Annotated in this window: 22 protein-coding genes; 10 read left to right on the top strand and 12 right to left on the bottom strand. The window is 47.8% G+C overall.

The genetic code is table 11. The features are described 5' to 3' along the window. Positions 1–9: 9 nt before the first annotated feature. A complete protein-coding gene (locus FM042_RS00870) occupies positions 10–762 on the bottom strand; it encodes a glutaredoxin (RefSeq protein ID WP_143233871.1) in 753 nt (250 codons plus the stop codon). A 75-nt stretch (positions 763–837) separates the two neighbouring features. On the opposite strand from FM042_RS00870, the gene FM042_RS00865 reads away from it, so the two are divergent. After that, complete coding sequence (locus FM042_RS00865) at positions 838–1,230, top strand: MerR family transcriptional regulator (protein ID WP_221931484.1); 393 nt, start codon at positions 838–840, stop codon at positions 1,228–1,230. A 280-nt stretch (positions 1,231–1,510) separates the two neighbouring features. Here FM042_RS00865 and FM042_RS00855 read toward each other — a convergent pair whose 3' ends face one another. The 4 genes from FM042_RS00855 to FM042_RS00840 all read right to left on the bottom strand — a co-directional run bounded on the left by FM042_RS00855 (position 1,511) and on the right by FM042_RS00840 (position 3,929). After that, positions 1,511–1,972: a TonB family protein gene (locus FM042_RS00855; RefSeq protein ID WP_143233868.1), complete on the bottom strand. Its 462-nt coding sequence runs from the start codon at positions 1,970–1,972 to the stop codon at positions 1,511–1,513. A 93-nt stretch (positions 1,973–2,065) separates the two neighbouring features. Then, positions 2,066–2,968 carry a DMT family transporter gene (locus FM042_RS00850; protein ID WP_143233867.1) on the bottom strand — a complete coding sequence of 301 codons (903 nt, stop codon included), beginning with the start codon at positions 2,966–2,968 and terminating at the stop codon, positions 2,066–2,068. Positions 2,969–3,030: 62 nt separating this feature from the next. Then, complete coding sequence (locus tag FM042_RS00845; protein WP_143233866.1) at positions 3,031–3,504, bottom strand: hypothetical protein; 474 nt, start codon at positions 3,502–3,504, stop codon at positions 3,031–3,033. 23 nt (positions 3,505–3,527) lie between these two features. After that, entirely contained in the window at positions 3,528–3,929 is a 402-nt protein-coding gene (locus FM042_RS00840; protein ID WP_143233865.1) for a hypothetical protein, read from the bottom strand. A gap of 357 nt (positions 3,930–4,286) precedes the next feature. Here FM042_RS00840 and FM042_RS00835 point away from each other — a divergent pair, with 357 nt between their 5' ends. Next, the gene (locus FM042_RS00835; protein ID WP_143233864.1) at positions 4,287–5,690 is read left to right on the top strand and encodes a sensor domain-containing diguanylate cyclase; all 1,404 of its coding nucleotides are present in this window, start codon (positions 4,287–4,289) and stop codon (positions 5,688–5,690) included. Positions 5,691–5,761: 71 nt separating this feature from the next. On the opposite strand, the gene FM042_RS00830 is transcribed toward FM042_RS00835, so the two are convergent. After that, a complete protein-coding gene (locus FM042_RS00830) occupies positions 5,762–6,208 on the bottom strand; it encodes a hypothetical protein (RefSeq protein ID WP_143233863.1) in 447 nt (148 codons plus the stop codon). A gap of 296 nt (positions 6,209–6,504) precedes the next feature. Here FM042_RS00830 and FM042_RS00825 point away from each other — a divergent pair, with 296 nt between their 5' ends. The 4 genes from FM042_RS00825 (at position 6,505) to FM042_RS00810 (ending at position 9,522) form a co-directional block, all read left to right on the top strand. Next, complete coding sequence (locus tag FM042_RS00825; protein ID WP_221931483.1) at positions 6,505–6,804, top strand: hypothetical protein; 300 nt, start codon at positions 6,505–6,507, stop codon at positions 6,802–6,804. A 163-nt stretch (positions 6,805–6,967) separates the two neighbouring features. Further along, entirely contained in the window at positions 6,968–7,831 is an 864-nt protein-coding gene (locus FM042_RS00820) for a diguanylate cyclase domain-containing protein (protein ID WP_143233862.1), read from the top strand. 4 nt (positions 7,832–7,835) lie between these two features. Continuing rightward, positions 7,836–8,372: a YaeQ family protein gene (locus FM042_RS00815; RefSeq protein ID WP_143233861.1), complete on the top strand. Its 537-nt coding sequence runs from the start codon at positions 7,836–7,838 to the stop codon at positions 8,370–8,372. Positions 8,373–8,409: 37 nt separating this feature from the next. Then, positions 8,410–9,522 (top strand): SLC13 family permease, encoded by a 1,113-nt coding sequence (locus tag FM042_RS00810; RefSeq protein ID WP_143233860.1) that lies wholly within the window; start codon positions 8,410–8,412, stop codon positions 9,520–9,522. 77 nt (positions 9,523–9,599) lie between these two features. Here the strand turns inward: FM042_RS00810 and FM042_RS00805 are convergent, their stop codons facing one another. Together FM042_RS00805 and FM042_RS00800 are read right to left on the bottom strand one after the other, a co-directional pair. Next, the gene (locus FM042_RS00805; RefSeq protein ID WP_143233859.1) at positions 9,600–10,046 is read right to left on the bottom strand and encodes a hypothetical protein; all 447 of its coding nucleotides are present in this window, start codon (positions 10,044–10,046) and stop codon (positions 9,600–9,602) included. 34 nt (positions 10,047–10,080) lie between these two features. After that, positions 10,081–11,352 (bottom strand): DUF2254 domain-containing protein, encoded by a 1,272-nt coding sequence (locus FM042_RS00800; protein ID WP_143233858.1) that lies wholly within the window; start codon positions 11,350–11,352, stop codon positions 10,081–10,083. 189 nt (positions 11,353–11,541) lie between these two features. Here FM042_RS00800 and FM042_RS00795 point away from each other — a divergent pair, with 189 nt between their 5' ends. The 4 genes from FM042_RS00795 (at position 11,542) to ychF (ending at position 14,447) form a co-directional block, all read left to right on the top strand. Continuing rightward, positions 11,542–11,940: a DUF1761 domain-containing protein gene (locus tag FM042_RS00795; RefSeq protein WP_143233857.1), complete on the top strand. Its 399-nt coding sequence runs from the start codon at positions 11,542–11,544 to the stop codon at positions 11,938–11,940. A 127-nt stretch (positions 11,941–12,067) separates the two neighbouring features. Next, complete coding sequence (locus FM042_RS00790; protein ID WP_143233856.1) at positions 12,068–12,721, top strand: 50S ribosomal protein L25/general stress protein Ctc; 654 nt, start codon at positions 12,068–12,070, stop codon at positions 12,719–12,721. A 16-nt stretch (positions 12,722–12,737) separates the two neighbouring features. Next, a complete protein-coding gene (gene pth / locus FM042_RS11825) occupies positions 12,738–13,331 on the top strand; it encodes an aminoacyl-tRNA hydrolase (RefSeq protein WP_185960656.1) in 594 nt (197 codons plus the stop codon). 24 nt (positions 13,332–13,355) lie between these two features. Further along, the gene (gene ychF / locus FM042_RS11820) at positions 13,356–14,447 is read left to right on the top strand and encodes a redox-regulated ATPase YchF (protein ID WP_185960655.1); all 1,092 of its coding nucleotides are present in this window, start codon (positions 13,356–13,358) and stop codon (positions 14,445–14,447) included. An 82-nt stretch (positions 14,448–14,529) separates the two neighbouring features. On the opposite strand, the gene FM042_RS00780 is transcribed toward ychF, so the two are convergent. The 4 genes from FM042_RS00780 to FM042_RS00765 are packed head-to-tail and all read right to left on the bottom strand — an operon-like array spanning position 14,530 to position 18,911. Next, on the bottom strand, positions 14,530–14,973 hold the full coding sequence (locus tag FM042_RS00780) for a group I truncated hemoglobin (protein WP_143233855.1): 444 nt from the start codon (positions 14,971–14,973) through the stop codon (positions 14,530–14,532). A gap of 10 nt (positions 14,974–14,983) precedes the next feature. Then, the gene (locus FM042_RS00775; RefSeq protein WP_232366313.1) at positions 14,984–15,850 is read right to left on the bottom strand and encodes a DUF3034 family protein; all 867 of its coding nucleotides are present in this window, start codon (positions 15,848–15,850) and stop codon (positions 14,984–14,986) included. A 27-nt stretch (positions 15,851–15,877) separates the two neighbouring features. Further along, on the bottom strand, positions 15,878–18,205 hold the full coding sequence (locus FM042_RS00770; protein ID WP_143233854.1) for a putative bifunctional diguanylate cyclase/phosphodiesterase: 2,328 nt from the start codon (positions 18,203–18,205) through the stop codon (positions 15,878–15,880). After that, a complete protein-coding gene (locus tag FM042_RS00765) occupies positions 18,195–18,911 on the bottom strand; it encodes a cupredoxin domain-containing protein (RefSeq protein WP_143233853.1) in 717 nt (238 codons plus the stop codon). The genes FM042_RS00770 and FM042_RS00765 overlap by 11 nt, the downstream gene beginning before the upstream one ends. Between the last annotated feature and the right edge of the window lie 44 nt (positions 18,912–18,955).

The following is an 18,955-nucleotide window of genomic DNA, read 5'->3' as shown; positions in this document are numbered from 1 at the left end:
GTCTCCTCTTTAAAACCACCCATGGGCATACCACATCCACAAGCCCATACCGACCATCATCAGGTTTTCGGTGAGTGAAATAAATCCGAGAGGTACGTTGTTGGCACCGCCGACACAGGCGCATTTCAGTTCACGCTTATCGATGTAAACCGCTTTAAATACAGACACTGCGCCCACAGTACCGATAAAGAGCGCTAAAGGAATCGATAGCCAGTTTAGTAGTCCGCCAACCATCAATACACCTGCTAGCCCTTCTGCGTAAGGGTACACATAGCCATAAGGCACCCAGCGTTTTGCCAATACATCATAGTTTAAAAACATGGTCGAGAAGGTCTCGACATTCTGAAGTTTTAACAGCGCCAGCACCACCATCGATAAGGCAATAAACCACTCAATGGCCTGTATCGAAATCCAGCTTCCGTATATGCCTTTATTTAACGCCAGAGCACTCAGTGCCGTCATTGCAAATAATGCAGCGACTGGTCGGTAACTGGTGGCATTGGGATCCCGTACCGGTTTCCCCAAGTGCTTGCGCACTGCCTCATAGCCGCCGATGCGTTGGTCTTCGATAAATACTTGTGGCGTTGTTTTTACATCATGCTTTTGTTTGAACGCGTCAATCTCTTCACGGGACGTGAGATGACGATCCTCAACCTCATACCCCGACTGCCGCAATAAATGCAGTGTTTTCAAACCATAAGGGCATTGATGTTTGGGTGTCATCATGCGGTATAACACCGCGCGTTTTTTGTTTGTGGCCATTATTTGTCTCCTCAGGTTGAACCTATCAGAGAAAAGGATAAACTCCGTACCATGGTACGGAGTCAAGGAAAATTTATGTTCACTATTGGAAAACTAGCAGTAAATGCATCCGTTGGCGTGGAAACACTGCGTTTTTATCAACGCAAAGGGCTATTAGAGGTTCCAGAGCCCACCGGAAAAGTGCGCCGATATAACGACACTCATCTGCAGCGCGTACTGTTTATCAAAAGCGCGCAAGCAGCCGGCTTTACCCTGAAGGAGATCAAACAGCTGCTTACCATGGATGCGTCACAACACCATCATCAGGCACGAGAACTGGCAATCAAACGTCTTACCGCCATTGATGAGCAAATCACACAACTACAATCAGCGCGAGTCGCATTAGAAAAGCTCGCTCACGAGTGCGAACACAGCCGTGAGCAACCCTGCCCGATTATTGCGTCATTCGTATCGCCTGCAACGGACTAAGCTTTTGCAGCTGATCCTGAGGTTATGTCCTTTTTCAGCATGAGCACGACTAGATATATAATGCCGAGCAGTGGGATGAGGCCTAACAAGAATCCTAATCCAGCTGCAAGTTTAGGTGTCTCTGTTTTACGACGTCCTAAATAGTATGAAGCCACGCAAATAACCAATGCGCTTATCAATATAAAAATACCGTATTGGGTCGCGTTAATATCCAAGCTCTTCTCCTTATTATTTTTTTAAGATCCTATTTATTCACGGCCACTATATAGGCGCTCGCTACCTACATTCGGGTGCCTCGCGAATAGATTACATCATCGCCGGGACATGCGTTAACTGGCTCAACTCCAGTGCATAGTTGATCGGACGTATTAAAACAGAATTCGAACCGCGTTTGTGTTTTTACCGGTTCGCTAATAATCCCGCTCGGTAAATCAGACCAATTCCAATTCTGAACCACATTCGTAGCAGAAGTGCCAAATAGCCGGTTGGTTGCCGTAACTACGCGCACGTCGTGTAGCTCATTGTCTGGGGTGATCACGTACTCCACCGTAGCGCAGCCCTCTGATGACTGCATGACGGCTTGCTCGGGATAACGTGGAGGGAATCGATTTAAGTCGCTCCATTTATCCTGTTTTAATTCACCTTGAGTGACCGACAAATCTGTATAAGTACTATCTGTTGTTGTCGATGCGCAGCCACCCAATACCAATGCTGCCAGCGCCATGCCTAAATACCTTTTCATTATTCAATCTTCCTTGTTTTTATTGTGTTGTGAGCAAGCTTGATTTTCCCTCTAGTTTTCATGCGCTTTGCACAGCAAGTCAAGCTTTTTTGTTCAGCTCCGATAGGGCAACCCACGCCGGGTTAAATGTGTATCCGATCTGACACTCAAAGCAGTGACGGTAAAGAGAATAACTACCATACCGATCAGCTGAACGCCGTTGAGCACTTCTCCCAAAATCCATACGCCAAACAGCGACGCGGTTACCGGCTCGACCATAGCGATCACTGAGGCTATTGCAGGCAACGTATAGTTCAACCCAATAATGTATAAAACAAAGGATAATCCCGCCCCAAGTACACCTAATAGCACAAACAGCGGCCAGTCGTCTGATGCCCATGCAGCGGCCACCTGATGGGTACTGCTAGGGATTAATAAAAGTGCGACGAGCACAGCAAATGCGATAGAAAGAATAGCCTGCGGACTGCCATGAGGCGCCGCAAATTTGAATCCAAAAATAAATACAGCATATGACACGCCGGCCAGTAAGCCTGCTCCTATACCCATGAAGGTTAATCCGCTCGTTGCGATGTCGTACACCTGTGTAAGCAATACGATGCCCAGCATTGCCAACACAATAGCTCCCCACTTCAAAGAAGTCGGTACCTCTAACTTCAGTGCAAAAGAAACGAGATACACAAATATCGGCGCGCTGTACATGAGTGTCGCCGCAACCGCGACGCTCCCCTCATTGATACTCAGAAAGTAAAACGAAAAATTACCGGCGACACCTATCCCTGCAATCACCGACCAGAACCAGAGCCGGGCGTTGGCCAACCCGTTTCTCTTTGGCCGCAACAGCAACCATAGCAACACAAACAACAGGCCAACCGCGCCTCGATACCAGGACACCACATAGGCATCCCAGCCGTTATTCATCAGCATTGCGCCAATTCCACCTGAGATACCCCAACAAACCGCCGTCGATGCTACAAATACCGCACTTACGTTTTTCATATGTCCTCACATCCACTGATGACATAAATTTGTTTTGGCCGTGGCGTGTGTCCAATCACCTTTTACTTTTGATGAATTAGGTCGAGAATTTCTAGTTCCTTGTCAATGTCGTCACTCGCAATCTTGGTGCGAGAACATGTACTGGTACTAAAATATCCGTCTTCATTTGGTCCGTATAAATAAAGCAGGTATGTTTGCCCTTCCCTGAAGACGTATCCGCACAAACAACAAGCAGTGACGATATCCGTTGTAAACGTCGGACCATGATCACCTTTCCATGTTTGCTTGGTTACAAAGTGCGTTTTCTGCCGGTCGTGGTAGGTTCTTCGGTGCGCGCCTAACTCCTGATTCCATGCATCACCTTCCCGCGGTTCCAGCCTTTCAATACGTTCTGCGGTGGCTAAAACAACGACGACAGCACCTTGATAGGCATCCATCACGGCTTCTTCGAGTGTTCCTTCATGAAATGCGCAAGAACAGGCCATCGCCTTTCCCAAATACAGCATTAATAAAACGACAAGAACCAACCGATTCATAACCACTCCCTACCAAACCACTATTAATGTGTTATCCATACCGGTGATAGCGACCAGATGAGGAATAACCCAAAGACCACGCCGAACAAACAAAGCAATCGAATGCGCTGCTGAGGCCAGGTAGAGATATGGTCAATCATCTTAGTCACCCGATCGCTTCCCGCGACCGCTAACACTAGTGCTGCTAACAGTGCTATAGCCGCCAACAGCATAAACAAGGTAGGCGTATAGGAAAGCGGTGCCGCCAACCATAGTAAGAGTGCTAACAAGACCCGTATTCCGATCGCCACCCAGATCGCCATCGGCCGGTGCATAAAGGAACGTACAAAAGTAACAATCACCCGTGGCGTTACAACACCCCATAAAGAAAGTGCGACTATCAGTCCAGCAAGTGCAATTAAATTGAATGCAACGATTGTGCTCATCAAAGTGACCTCAGTAAATGTGAGTGAGTACTCAAGTTCGGCAGAAGTACCCGACTTGAATATATTCTTCTCCTACTATAGGTGCTGTACGAAAATTACGGAAACTTCTTATATTCTGTTTCATTACAACTTACGAGCCGTAGGCCCGCCCTTTGGAATTATCTTTGCTATCGAATTTGGTAACGATGCCGACTCCTCATCGCACAACGACAATAATCCTAAAGCTTCTAAATAAATTGCCTTTAATCGCCCCGTACACTAGCTAATACCGAGTCTATAGGTCATTCTTGATGAACCAAAACATTCGCAGTTGCATAGTAATGGCAATCCAGACTTTCTTAAGGAATAAGACGAATTATGATGAGGTTTTCTAGATCACCGGAATCCGAAAGGTTTGTTCGTTCCCTAAGTAAGGCTTACGCTGTCTTTCTACTTCTCGCCTTAGCGGCCGTTCCCGCATTCGCTATTGCGTATGTGCACTTTTTCCAAGACCCAACACTGCACTTTGAACATCACGGTTTCCATGAAGTGGCGATTGGAGTTTCGCTGTTACAAGGTGCCCTAATCGCCTATGTCACGTTTCATTGTTATCTGCGCAGCAAAGAAACTTTTCTCTATTGGCTAACTCTCGGTTTCTTGGGTTTCACGCTCGTCTATGGCTGGCATGGCGTATTCACTCGCCTGTCAGACGACCACATGATGCTCTTTATTCTCTTTGGACCCGCATCGCGTTTGGTGATGGCAATATGTTTACTCATCGGTCTCTTATCCTATGGTCGCGACGACGAATCAGCGTTAGAACTGAAACCTAACAGTTTTTGGTGGGCCGCAATTTCAGTGTTTGTGGTGATTAGTATTATCGTATCGCTTGTAGCATTCAGCCCATGGGCAATAGCTTCGCGCTGGCTGATGGAGCTTGCTGCAATGGGCGTTATGTTGAGCTGTGCGGTGATCATCGTCATGCGACGTATCAACTCACCTTTAATGACGGTATACGCGATTTCGGTTGTTTTCTTTGCTCAATCTTCAATCGCGTTTATGTTAGGAACTGCATGGAATCACCAATGGTGGCTTGCCCATGCGATATTCGCCGTCGGTTTTATGGCGCTCAGTTACAGCGTAATCCAAGGATTTCTAACCACAGGCTCTTTCTCTAAAGTATATAGCCAAGCCGAGCTCTTTGAGCAGCTCCGCGCAGAGAAGGAACGCGCCGACGATGCCTTGCTTAAACTACGAAACGCCCATGAAGAGCTCGAGGTTATTGCCGCCACAGACTCGCTAACAAGCTGCGCAAATCGGCGCGGGTTCGAGAATAGCGCGCAGATCGAAATGGAACGCAGCAAGCGTTCCGGCGCACCACTTTCATTTGTTACTTTAGATCTTGACCACTTCAAGCAAATCAACGACCAACATGGTCACACTATCGGTGATCAGGTTCTGATTGCCTTTGTTGGCTTGGTGAAAAAGAGTTTACGTCCGAGCGATATCTTGGGCCGTATCGGTGGTGAGGAGTTCGCCATTATATTGCCCGATGCATCCCTAGATGATGCGGTGACTATGACCGAGAGATTACGGCAAATGATAGAGTTCGAATTGTTTACTATTGAAGACCGGACGATCAATCTCACCGTAAGCTTTGGTGTCTCTCAATTCGGGGTCGACGGTGACGACTATGACGCTTTATACAAAGTAGCCGATCACCGCATGTACAGAGCGAAAGAGCTAGGACGTAATAAAGTGGTTTCCAATGAGCAATCTTAATGTATGTTATCGGGCTCGAAGAAATCGACTTAGATAACCTTCAAGCCCGAGGATATGATTATGTTTCCGATTTATTGGGGATCTTCGGTGATTGTACCAATCAGTCGTTTACTTTGCTCAAGCACAATCCACTGCCCGAAGCTATTTTCGTCAACAACGTAAATATAAGAAATTGTATATTCATATATATACCTCCCTTCAGTACGTTCCCCCTGATAGGTTCGCGTATCCCCTTCCTGAGGTGAGCTAGGATCAACATTCAATACGGCATAGCGCTGCAACTCAGCACTTAATGTTTCTGCACTGCGCTTTACTTCGACCGTCACACGATCCGAGCTTGTAAAGCCCAGTTCCTGAAATCGCGAAGCGGCTACAGGCAAAATAAGTCCATTTTCGCTTAGCTCCTGAATGGTTCCTGCATCCGATTGAATGACAATATCACCGGTGCTTATTTCGGCCGATGCTACAGTACATACGAAGGCTAACGCTAATCCAGACAAAAATGTGATTAATCTCATAAAAACTCCCTTTTTTAGTTATGGCCTCAAGCCAAATTCACCGTAGCAAATTTAAAAAAAATAACAACTTATATAAAAACCAATATAACTCACTGGGTATATAGTATTCAGAACACGAGCACAGCACTCTATTTAAGGTTACTTATGGACGGAACGATAGATCATAAAAATGGTCAAATTTTCGCTGTAAAAAAAGGCGCGGTATTGGCGAGATGCTGCGGAATATCACCGCGCATTACCTGCCGCAAAAAAGTGCCGCAAAACAAGAAGTGCTAGACTCATTCGAGGCTCAGTTCATGAACAACAAACCCTCCATTATTTTAAGTAATCGCGTTTTCGGCTGGATTGCTGTTGCAACAGGCGCATTGTTGCTTATTCCGCTTGTCGCGATGCAGTTTACCCAGGAAGTTAACTGGGATCTCACCGACTTTATCGTTATGGGAAGTCTTATCTTCGTTACCGCAAGTGTATTTATTCTCGTGGCAAGACGCCTACCGCGCAAACACTGGGGTATTATCGGTATTGGCTTTCTCGTGTTATTTGTTTATCTCTGGGCAGAATTAGCGGTGGGTATTTTCACGAACTGGGGCAGTTAACGAGATCGATAAGGGTAACGCTTTTAGGCTAGACCTTACCCCCTATGCAAGGCTACACTGGTTTATTAAAAGCGTATAACCCGCTGAACCTACGGAGGCGGCACCATCGCCTCCATTACCAATGGGCTGAATGCGAATTCTCAGCAATGGAACACTTAGGCCTATGCCCATCGACCTGCAAAAGCTCTACCCTAAGCTTATCCATTTAATGCTCGACACCATATTTGTGGTAGACAGCGACAATCACATTGTATTTGTGAGTAATGCTTGCGAAAACTTACTTGGTTACACTGCCGAAGAGCTTATTGGCACTCCTATTACCAACTACATGCATCCGGAAGACTTACCTTCTACTCACGATTCAATTCGACGGGTAATGAGCGGTCAATCACACATCAATTTCCGTAATCGTTATGTTCGTAAAGACGGTGATGTTGTATACATTCTCTGGTCTGCACGTTGGTACGAAGAAGAAGGTGTTCGCATTGGGGTAGCACGCGACGTTACTGCGCTTCAACAAGCAGAGGCAGAGCTGAGGTTCTTAGCCCATCATGATCCCCTTACAGGCCTAACGAATCGTTCATTGTTTAACGATCGACTGGAACTTGCGCTTCATGCCGCACGCCGTCACAAGTCGAGTTTAGCGTTATTATTTATAGATATTAATGATTTTAAAGGTATTAATGATTTACACGGTCATGCCATGGGCGATCGCGTGCTGTGCGCGGTAGCAAGGCGCTTAGAACGGTGTTTACGTAACACTGATACAGTTGCACGCATGGGGGGCGATGAGTTCATTGTGCTGCTTACTGATATTCAATCTGACGACGCATTAAAACATATGATGTCTCAAATTCGAGAGAAAATCGCTGAACCACTCGCCTCGGAGTTTAATGGACTTATCATGCCGTCATGCAGCATTGGCGTCGCCGAATATCCTCAGGATGGCCAGGATGCCGATACATTATTAAGTCACGCCGACACACAAATGTACAAAGCAAAACGTCGCCGATCCGCCACAAGGTAGTTATATGGCTCTGCAAGCAACCCCTTATAAAGTAAGTTTAGATATTTCCGACGTAGATCGGGGCGTGTACGAGAGTGTCAAAGTCACCGTAGCGCGTCATCCTTCCGAAACACCACTTCGTTTAGTGGCGCGTATTCTTGCCTACGGGCTCTTTTATCACGAGCATTTAGCATTTGGACGCGGCTTATCCGACACCGACGAAGCCGCGCTGTGGCAAATGAGTCTATCCGGTGAAATTGAGCACTGGATAGATGTAGGTCAACCTGATCACGAGCGCATCGTGAAAGCCAGTCGCCGCGCCCCCCAGATGTCACTTTTGGCCTACGGCAACACCCGAATCTGGGCGGAAAAAACCCTTCCTAAAGTCAGCCACTTGAAAAATGTATCCATTCTCGCGATTCCTGAGGCAGAACACGCAGTTTTAGCGGATTCTATCAGTCGTAATATGCATTGGGGCTTAATGATTAGCGACGGCATCGTGTATGTCAGCGATGGCGAAGTACAAACAGAAATCCAGCTCCAATGGCTATTGCGCCCGTAATCCCACCGCACTTCAAAAGGCAGCCTGAGATCATGCTATGACGCTATTTCGTTACGCGCTATCCCGCCTGAGTGAAGATATTCTTTTACTGGTGCTATTGATTGCACTGATCCCACTGCTTTGGCTCTCGCCTGAGTCACCCTGGGCATTGCACCAACTGGTCGATTGGAAAACAGTGGGCGCATTGGCCGGCTTAATGATACTGAGTCGTGGACTGGAAGTGAGTGGCTATCTGGCACGTGCGGGTAAATGGCTGTTAACTCATATCCCCGGTGAACGGCGACTCGCCATGAGTTTGATTCTATTTTCTGCGGCACTTTCTGCTGTGATCACTAACGACGTAGCGCTCTTTATTGTGGTTCCCCTTACATTGAGTTTACGTCGAGTCGCAGACATCCCCATTGGCCGTTTGATTATCTTTGAAGCTCTGGCTGTAAACGCAGGGTCAACGCTGAGCCCAATCGGCAATCCTCAAAACCTATTTCTGTGGCAAGCATCGGGGGCAAGCTTTATTGAATTCACTCTGGCGATGACGCCTTTGGCCGTTGCATTAACGTTATTGTTACTCGCCATTACGCCACTCGCATTCCCGAAAAAACCTATCACTGTTTCAACGGTGCCACTCGAAATCACGCTCCATCGACGGCTATTTTGGTGCTCCCTACTGTTGTATCTCCCTTTCCTCATGTTCGCTGAATTCGGCTATGCAGCCCCTGCTGCTTTAGCTATTTTGGGCCTTTATTTGGTGTTTCAGCGGCAAATATTACTCGGTGTAGATTGGCTCTTACTGCTGGTCTTTGTTCTGATGTTTATCGACCTGAATTTGTTGGCGAATCTGCCGGTGATGCGCGAATTAGCCATGCAGGTACTCGGATTACCCGGTGAAGCCTTTACCGCAGGCGTGTTAACGTCTCAGGTGATGTCGAATGTGCCTGCAGCCATTTTCTTATATGCCTTTACAGAACAGTGGAAATTACTAGCATGGGGTGTCAGCGTGGGAGGTTTTGGTCTAGCAATTGGCTCCTTAGCTAACTTAATTGCGCTTCGCCTTGCGCGCCAACCCGGCCTTTGGAAAGAGTTTCACATATGGTCGATTCCGGTATTACTGGCTGGCATCCTCCTCGCATTATTACTCTTATCCCTACCTTAGCGCTGCAAACTGCGCGAATTCCCCGCATTTGGGGCAACGCACATGAATTGGCTTTAGGGGCATGTTCACTTCCGCATTTAAGCCGACGCGTTACGCACGTTATCGAGCCCGTCAATAATCCGTCGCCCTACAAAAATACCCAACCACGCCATGGGTAGGTACGCAACGATCAGGTCAACCGTAATAAACCAGGCAGGCGCAGGAATCATCACACTAGCGGCAATTCCTCCGAGCAAGAAGAACACACCAATTCCATAGCCGATCTTAGTTCTCGCGCTGGCGGCAATTAAATATGCCATCACCACCCCCACAAAGGTACCTAATGCATGAGCCAAAAACGGCATAACAAAGTGTTGAGGCTGCAGCAATGGCATGGCATCACGCAACCCTTCGGCCGTGCTCATATCCACGCCGTCAGGCGGCGGAATCAGCCCGGGGCCAAACGCAATAATCAGGGAGTTCACAAAAGCGCCGAGCACGACACCCACAAGAATCGCGAAAATATTACGAACTAGCTTTGGCATCTTTTTTTTCCTAATCATTATTTGGCCAAGGTTATTAAGGTTGTCGCGAGAATGCCGCAGCTTTTCTAACTAACGCGACTTCCTCTGGTAAATCTAACTTGAGTTCCGCACGTGCAAGAGAAAGCCGTGATTGCGCTATCGCCGCATCCCGCATGTCTGAATTGTCGAGCAGAGTAAGGGATTCTAACGCTTTTTGTAAGCGCAACATAACTTCTAGAATTCCGGCGCCATCCCTCGATACTGCGGTAAATGCGTCATCCACCATGTCGTACAGCGATAATTGCGGTATATATACGCGATCATATTTCACTGCTGGTGTCGCTTCGATAGGCTGAGACCAGAGCGCAAATAAACGCACCATGCACCCCAACACCGCTATCGCGGAGCCCGGGTCATTGACTCCGGGAGAGAGTGCGCGGTCGGCAATTTCTGAGAGCACGACAAACCCAAATCGAGGGTCTTCATCGAAAACCCGGTCGCGTCCAATTACAAACGCGTTGATTAACTTCTTTTCGTCGATATCATCGCTATCTGTTTTATCTTGAGCATCCACCTGTATAAAGGCAATGGGCCGACCAGGCGCGGTAAATGCGCCTGGTAACGCCGCGATCGTTACTTTTTTCTTATTAGCGACGGCCCACTCTTGCATTGCATGCACATCAATATGCTGAACATAGCCAATATCCTGCGCATACACAGGTTTACCAGCGGGTTTTTCATCTTTCGCCTGCTGGGCACAGCGATTAGGGGCTTTTCGCCATTCACGGATCGCTGCCTGTGTCGCGTGCTCTACTTTCTCTATAGACGCATCAAGTCGGCCCAAGCGTGCAATTTGGTCGACCCAGCGCACGAAGGTCATAACAACAATGGCAAAAACAATCACCGTCATTAGAAACAACACGGACATTCCAGTGGCTTGAAAAAAGTCACTTTTCGCCGAGGTTAGCGCCACTATGCTGAAAATAAATGCTCCAATGAAGGTAGAAAGCGCATTCTGAGATAAATCATCAGAAACAATCAGCCTAAATGATCGGGGTGTTGCCGAACTGCTCGCAGAGGCGTAAGCCGATACCATCGATGCCACCGCAAAGGTAGCGATAACTAACATACTCGATCCCATAATTTGCAGCAGCGCCTCTATGGCATCGGTGGTGATATAGGGTATGCGCCACTCAACGCCACTGAGTTCAGTAAACTTTGCCAAAGACACAGCGAACAACGACACCACGCAGGTAATAAAAGGCTTTACCCAAAGTCTTTCTTTTAATCGATTAGCAAAAAACCGGATCTTGTCCACTAAGATCATATGCGCTCCTTGGCACTGCATAGGGCTGAATGATGTTAATTACTATAGAAAGCTTTCACGGAATCCGCGATGAAAATGCAAGGCCCCTAGCTAATTTCTGGAATTTCTGACCGTTACATCCATAATATGTGGGCTCGTTGCGAGCCTTTAAAACACAACATCACAACAACAATAAGAAGGTCAATCATCATGGAATTTCCAACTTGGTGGGCAGTACTTTTGGCGGCGGCGTCCAACTTTATGCTTGGCGGCCTATGGTTCTCAGTACTTTTCGGAAAACTGTGGATGCGTGAACTGGGTTTTTCCGAAGAACAGCTCGAGAAAGGCAACATGACGAAAATATTTGGATTAGCCTTTGTATTTAACCTCGCGATTGCCAGTTTCTTAGGCATGTTTCTGAATCAACCTACTATAGGTGCGGCACAAGGTGCCTTCTACGGATTCCTCTCTGGATTTGGCTGGATTTTCTTCGCCATCGCGGTGAACAGCCTGTATGAACAGAGGGGCTGGAAGTATGTGCTCATTACCGGCGGTTTTTGGACGGTCTCTCTTACCCTGATGGGGTTAATTCTGGGAGCCTGGGGTTAACTGAATCTCTGATATCTTCGTTGCGCATTCTACTCAGTGGTGGTAGAATGCGCGGCCCCTGAAATCAGGGTTTAGCGCCGTTTCTTGGTCGCGGGAAACGGTCCATTTATCTTTGGAGATTTACCAAATGAGTCAACCAGTATACGAATTCAAAGCTGAAATCCGGAACGATCTGGGTAAAGGTGCGAGCCGCCGCCTGCGTCGTGAAGGTCACGTTCCTGCCATTTTATACGGTGGAAGCGAAGATGCGGTGTCATTAACCTTAAACCATGACAAAATCATCAACGCTGCAGATCACGAAGGCTTTTACAGCCACATTCTGACGCTGCACATCGGTGGCAAGAAGCAGCAAGCCATTTTGAAAGACGTTCAGCGTCACCCGTTCAAGCCTAAGATCACTCACTTAGACTTCCAACGTGTAAGCGCGAAAGAAGAACTACACACGAACCTGCCAATCCACTTCATCGGCGAAGATGCTGTGAAGAAAGCTGGCGGCGTAGTTGTTCACCAAATGAACGATATCGAAATCGCATGTTTACCAAAAGATCTGCCTGAGTACATCGAGATTGATGTGTCTGCTCTAGAAATTGGTGACAATATTCACCTGAGCCAGATCACTGCACCTAAAGGTGTTACTTTCGTTGAACTAACACGCGGTGAAGACCACGATCCAGTATTGGTAACCGTGAGCAAGCCGAAGGCAGAGAAAGTTGAAGACGACGCACCAGAAGCTCCAGAAGCTCCTGAAGTAGCTGGTGACGACGAAGACGATAAAGAGTAATCAATAGGCTACTCTGATGTCAGCAGACATTCGTCTTATTGTGGGCCTGGGAAATCCAGGCCCCGAATATACAGCAACCCGGCACAATGCCGGGTTCTGGTTTGTTGAGGCCCTTGCTCAACAATACAACGTACAACTCACACCCGATGCCAAATATTTTGGTCAGACCGCTCGCCTTACGCCCCCTTTTGCTGAAACCCGTTTATTGCTGCCGATGACATTTATGAATCGCAGTGGTCAGTCGGTGGGAACCATGGCAAATTTTTTCAAAATAGAGCCTGAGCAAATTTTAGTGGTACACGACGAGTTAGATTTACCGCCTGGGATTGCCAAGTTTAAACAAGGCGGTGGCCATGGTGGTCACAACGGGTTAAAAGACATTACCCGGAGTTTGGGCAACCAAACTAATTTTCATCGCTTGCGCATTGGCATTGGCCATCCAGGCCACAGCTCGCAAGTAACCGGCTACGTGCTTGGAAAAGCGCCCAGCCACGATCAACATTTAATGGATGATGCGATCAATGCATCATTGCGCGCCGTTGAACTCGCCATGAGAGATGGCTGGACGGCAGCAAAGCAATACTTACATTCAATTAAACCCGAACTCTAGAACCAGATAACGTGGATACCAATCATGGGATTTAAATGCGGAATCGTTGGCTTGCCCAACGTAGGTAAATCAACTCTGTTCAATGCACTGACCAAGGCAGGTATTGATGCAGCAAACTTTCCGTTCTGTACCATCGAGCCAAATACAGGTGTGGTAGCGGTTCCAGACACGCGTTTGGATGTTTTGGCGAAAATCGTCAATCCACAACGGGTGCTCCCTACCACCATGGAATTTGTGGATATCGCAGGTTTGGTGAAAGGCGCGTCGAAAGGCGAAGGTTTAGGTAACCAGTTTTTGGCCAACATTCGTGAAACTGACGCGATTGGTCACGTGGTTCGTTGCTTTGAAGATGAAAACATCATTCACGTAACCGGCCGTGTTAACCCCCTAGACGATATTGATACTATTAATACTGAATTGGCACTCGCCGATCTCGATAGCGTTGAAAAAGCAATTTACCGCTTGAGCAAAAAAGCTAAGGGCGGGGATAAACATGCCAAAGAAGAGATGACGGTTCTCGAAAAACTGCTGCCGGCGCTCTCTGAAGGTGCTATGGCGCGCAGTGTTGAGTTAAGCGACGATGAGCGCAAAGTGATTCGTTCATTCAACTTGCTTACCCTCAAGCCAACCATGTATATCTGTAACGTTAGCGAAGATGGTTTTGAGAATAACCCACATTTGCAGGCGGTAATCGACCTCGCGCAGAACGAGAACGCAATTGTGGTGCCCGTTTGTGCTGCTATTGAGTCAGAAATCGGCGAACTCGACGACGAAGATAAAGCTGAGTTTCTTGAGACCATGGGCTTAGAAGAGCCAGGCTTAAATCGCGTGATTCGTGCCGGTTACGAGCTTTTAAATCTGCACACCTATTTCACCGCAGGCCCGAAAGAAGTGCGCGCGTGGACAGTGAAAAAGAACTCTACAGCCCCGCAGGCCGCAGGTCGCATTCATACTGATTTCGAAAAAGGCTTTATCCGTGCAGAAGTCATTGGTTATAACGATTTTGTGTCGTTCAATGGCGAGCAAGGTGCAAAGGATGCCGGTAAATGGCGTTTGGAAGGGAAAGAGTACATCGTAAAAGATGGTGATGTGATTCATTTCCGCTTTAACGTGTAATGCTTTAAACGCTCACGTTGAACATAAAAAAAGCGCGGATGCCGCACGCATCCGCGCTTTTTTAATGCCTTGCTATCACTGTTTAGCGACCAACAATATCGCCATGCATAGGCGCGAGCAGTGCTAACAGACGGTTTTGCGCACCAACCGATATATTTCGATCATCCATCGCTTTTTGTAACGCCTCTACAAGGGCATTAAAATCCGTATTAGTAAGGTCCATCCCTGTATGCGAGGTCACCATATCATCCCCTGTATAGACACAAGGTCCACCCGCCAATTCGCAAATTTGCTCACTCAACTTTTCGTGCAAGCGCAGAATATCAATATCGACAAAATGGTGATTAATGCGCTTATCTTCGGCCACATACAAAAGTAAGTCTTCCATGAGAATCTCAATGCCCTCTCGCTCACCCAAATCATGATAAAGCGAGTTCGCCCGCGCACTCGGGCTCACCGCCACTAACGTCATCGCCATGGCGCTCACAACCAGCATAGTTGAAGTAAGTTTTAACAGTGAAGTCATAAAAAAATCCTTAGAACGAAGCCTGTAAACTCAGATAATAACCAGTTTGGTTGCGTGCGCCGGCGATCTCACCAAGATCAACGTAAGCACCAACTAACGCCACATGCTTGGATGGGAACCATGCCACAAACGCAGACATCCAATCTTGCTCTCGCGCAAAACTCAAATTGTCGGGTTTTTGTCGATACTCAACACCTACAGCCAATGACCTATGCAGAAACATGCCCAATGCCGCTTCCAATTGCAGTTCATGACTATCGTTTAAATCACCACCGTAGCCCAACAAACCGGTCTGATTCGCCCGTGTACTTCGTATAGTTGCATTCGCGAGCCAAGTGCGATCAAAAGGACCAGCAAGCCACGCACGACTCACAGCAACATAAGCTTCCCAGTCACTATCTCGCTCCGATCCCACGGCTTGTGGTAAGTCGTAACGGGTATTGCGCTTATACATGCCGCCCACGCTAATCTGCGGAATGTTCCCATAAATCAAATCACCGGCAACTTTATATTTTGCACCGATCACTTGCTGGCGTAGCTCGGCACCTAAGTTTTCTAGCGTAAACATTTGTTGTGCCACACTGAATTCAAAACGATTGCCGTAGGAAAATGCAGCGGCAGTCACATCCAAGCGGTAGTCATCCACCTGTGCCCGACTTAAGGTCACCGTGCCACCGAACTGATCGTCCTCTGTATAGCCACTGATCACCGCCCATGGCACTAGCCCTCCACCGGCAGCACCTTCTATACTGGTCGCCCCACCGGTCGCTAACAATCGTCCGCTAGCCGCCTCAGCAGGCGCGAGTAATAGAAGCGAAGCGGCTACGCCAACGACCCCTAGCCAAAGCCTCATCCCAATCTGAATTTGTCCGTCCATTCGCTTACCCTCTTCCTGTAGCTTTTGTTACGAGTTTTCTTTTACTTGCGCTTGATGCTGTAAATACCACTGCATAAAGTAATGAGGTTCTAGTGGCTTGCTGTAGAAATAGCCTTGCAGCTCATCGCAACCCCAGTCGCTCAAGAGGCCAGCGGCACGCTCGGTTTCAACACCTTCTGCAACAACATGCAAACCTAACTGATGGGCCATTTGAATACTCGATCGCACGATTGTTTGGTCCGCGACATTGTGTTCAAGCTTCATCACAAAACTTCGATCAATTTTGAGCTCCGTTGCTTGTAAATCGCGCAGCTGCAATAACGAGCTATACCCGGTGCCATAGTCGTCAATAGACACACCAAAGCCTTTTTCACGCAGAGATTTCAAGCGTTGCGATGTCAGTTCTGGATTCTCCACAACCGCCCCTTCAGTGACTTCCAATACAAAATAAGTCGGATCAAGGTGGTGGACCTTAAGCTGTTCTTCGAAGGTGGTAAGCACTGTATCGTGCAAGAGATCATTAGCAGAGAAATTCACAGAAACTTTGAGTTTGTGTCCCTGTTGATGCCACGTTGCGACTTGTTCGATCGCCTGCGTACACACCCATGCAGTAATCTCATGAATTAAGCCCGATTGCTCTGCAACTGGAATAAATTCATCCGGGCCAATCCAGCCCAGTTCTTCACTTTGCCAGCGCAATAGCGCCTCGACGCCGGTACACGACCCCGCGTTGATTGCGATCTTGGGCTGATACACTAAGTGGAACTCGTTTCGTGCTAAGGCTTTAGGTAATGCCGCAGAAATAGCCAAGGTTCGGATATAGGCTAAGTCCAGGCCATCGGTATAGGCAGTGACCATGAGCTTTTTGCGGCGACCATGGGCAAGCGCAAATTGAGCATAACGAATCAATACATCAAATTCGCGGCCGTGCTCTGGAGCGGCCACTAGACCCGCGTTTAGCTGCACCGAATATTGAACCTTGCGCACCTGAATGGGTTGATTGAGCTGTTGCAGCAATACGTTTAGCTGATGCATTGCGGTGTCGTGGGAAGGCTCTGGTAACAACAACACAAATTCATCACCTTGCAAACGGGCAACAAAAATATCAGCATTGCAGGAGTCCCGCAGGCGCTGCGCTAACGCTTTCAAGAGATCGTCACACACGGTTGGCCCATACATACTATTGAGCTGGCGGAAGTTGCGCCAGTTGAGGATGGCCAACTGAAAACGATCGGCTTTCGCTAAACGCGCCAGCACCTCATCGTGTAACTGGCGAGCGTTAGGTAGTTCAGTGAGATCATCGTGGAGCAACTGATAAGATATGCGCTGTTCTCGCTCGGCTATGGCCGTTTGCATGTGTGAGAAACCTTGAGCCAGTTGCCCAATTTCATCACGACGCGTGGTTTCAATATGTTGCTGATAATCCCCTCGACCAATGCCTTTCACGACTTCAACTAAAGCCTTTACTGGCTGCACAACATGTCGTCCTAGCAATAAGGCAATAAAGATAGCGAGCACCATCGTAAGAAGCGCAATAATCCACAGTTGTGTCCGCAAAGTATTAAAGGGGGCTTGCGCGTTTTCCAGTGAGGCCGCTAACAGAACCTTAAGGTTACTCTCAGCGTCTCCTGAACTTGCGGCTAAGGTTTCCATAGGTAACCAACGCAAGTACAAGTTTGCACCCTTCGACCACTCTTGCAGTGCTTCTTCTGAGGTTTGTAATTCGTATTTTAGTTGCTCTTGGAGTTCCGGAGATTTCGATGAAATAACAAGTGGTTCGCCTGCGTTTTCCCGATATATAAAGCTAACAAAACTATTGGTTAGTGCCTCCAGTTGAACCGCCAACGTCGTATCCACCGGGAAACCAAACAACACCCACGCCACCACTTGTGGGGCGCGAACGGGTACGACAACCGATTGATACAACTGCCCTTCTGCACGCAAAAGCCCAGATTCTTGACGCCGCACATCGAGGTTTCGCGTCCATCGGTATTCTTCAATATCGTGACTCGACACAATAATATCGCCAGTGGCTGAAAACAAAGTCATCAGTTGAGCATCAATGCGCTGACCATGATTCAATAACGCGGAGATAATCGTGTCTTCATCAGCACTGGTCACCGCCTGGCGAAAGCCAAAGTCGTCAGCGAGAATCGCTGCTCCTTGGCGCAATTGCCCTTCGCGTACTTCAAGCAGTTCTTTAAATACACGTTCACTCACATCCAGTTCGCGCTCGGAGTTTTGCTGCACACTCACTTGGGTCGACCACATAATGGCTAATGTGATGGTCAACAATGCCAGTCCGGAAAAACCGGTGAGCAATAAGATCAGCCGGCTTTGGAAACTAATGTTCACGCTGTAGCCTCCGTCGGAAGCGTTGTTCTAAAGCGCTTTCTTCTGCAGATGGAGGTTCAGTAACCGGAATCAGCACATTTCCTGAGGAATCAAGAAAGTCTACCAACGCGACAGGACCTAACCCTTGCGGACCAAACCACGGATGCCAGATATACCAATGTTCGAGCTGATCACCCTGCTCATTTATGATGTCAACCTTGCCCTCGGCGTCTGTGGAATACACCTGCGGATTTCGTGTCACAATGATGTGACCAATCATATCGTCGTGAATATTGCAGCCTACTGTTACCAAGCCAAGTTCTGGAAAATCTACCGAGGGCGCCGTGCCCGTTGCATATAATTGAAATTCAAATGAACGGGCTTCTGAGAAGGAATAAACATGATGTCTCATGTTGTCGCTATTGGGGAATGTAACGCTATCACCGGGCTGCACTACGAGAAGTTGCGGTGAAAATTGCCGTTTAATCTGATCCATCACATGCTCGACGGCCTGATTTTCAGCCACTGTGGATTCGTGCTCAGCCTCTGTATTTGTATTAAGTTGAAACACAAACGCGTTGGCTAATGGCTTATTATCTGCATCAACCACCTGTACCGGTGCTGCGTGAGCGATAAAACCAATAAAAAATAAATATAAAAATCCCAAGGCCTGTGCACATTCCACAGAGACTCGGTCGCGGAACTTGGCTCGAATTGCGTGCGGCAAAAGCATCTCCTTCTTTTCTAACGATTGCCAATCATGTTGAGTGT

Origin of the sequence: Aliidiomarina halalkaliphila (assembly GCF_007096385.1) — a bacterium.
Lineage (GTDB): Bacteria > Pseudomonadota > Gammaproteobacteria > Enterobacterales > Alteromonadaceae > Aliidiomarina > Aliidiomarina halalkaliphila.
This window is presented reverse-complemented; position numbering and strand designations above follow the sequence as displayed.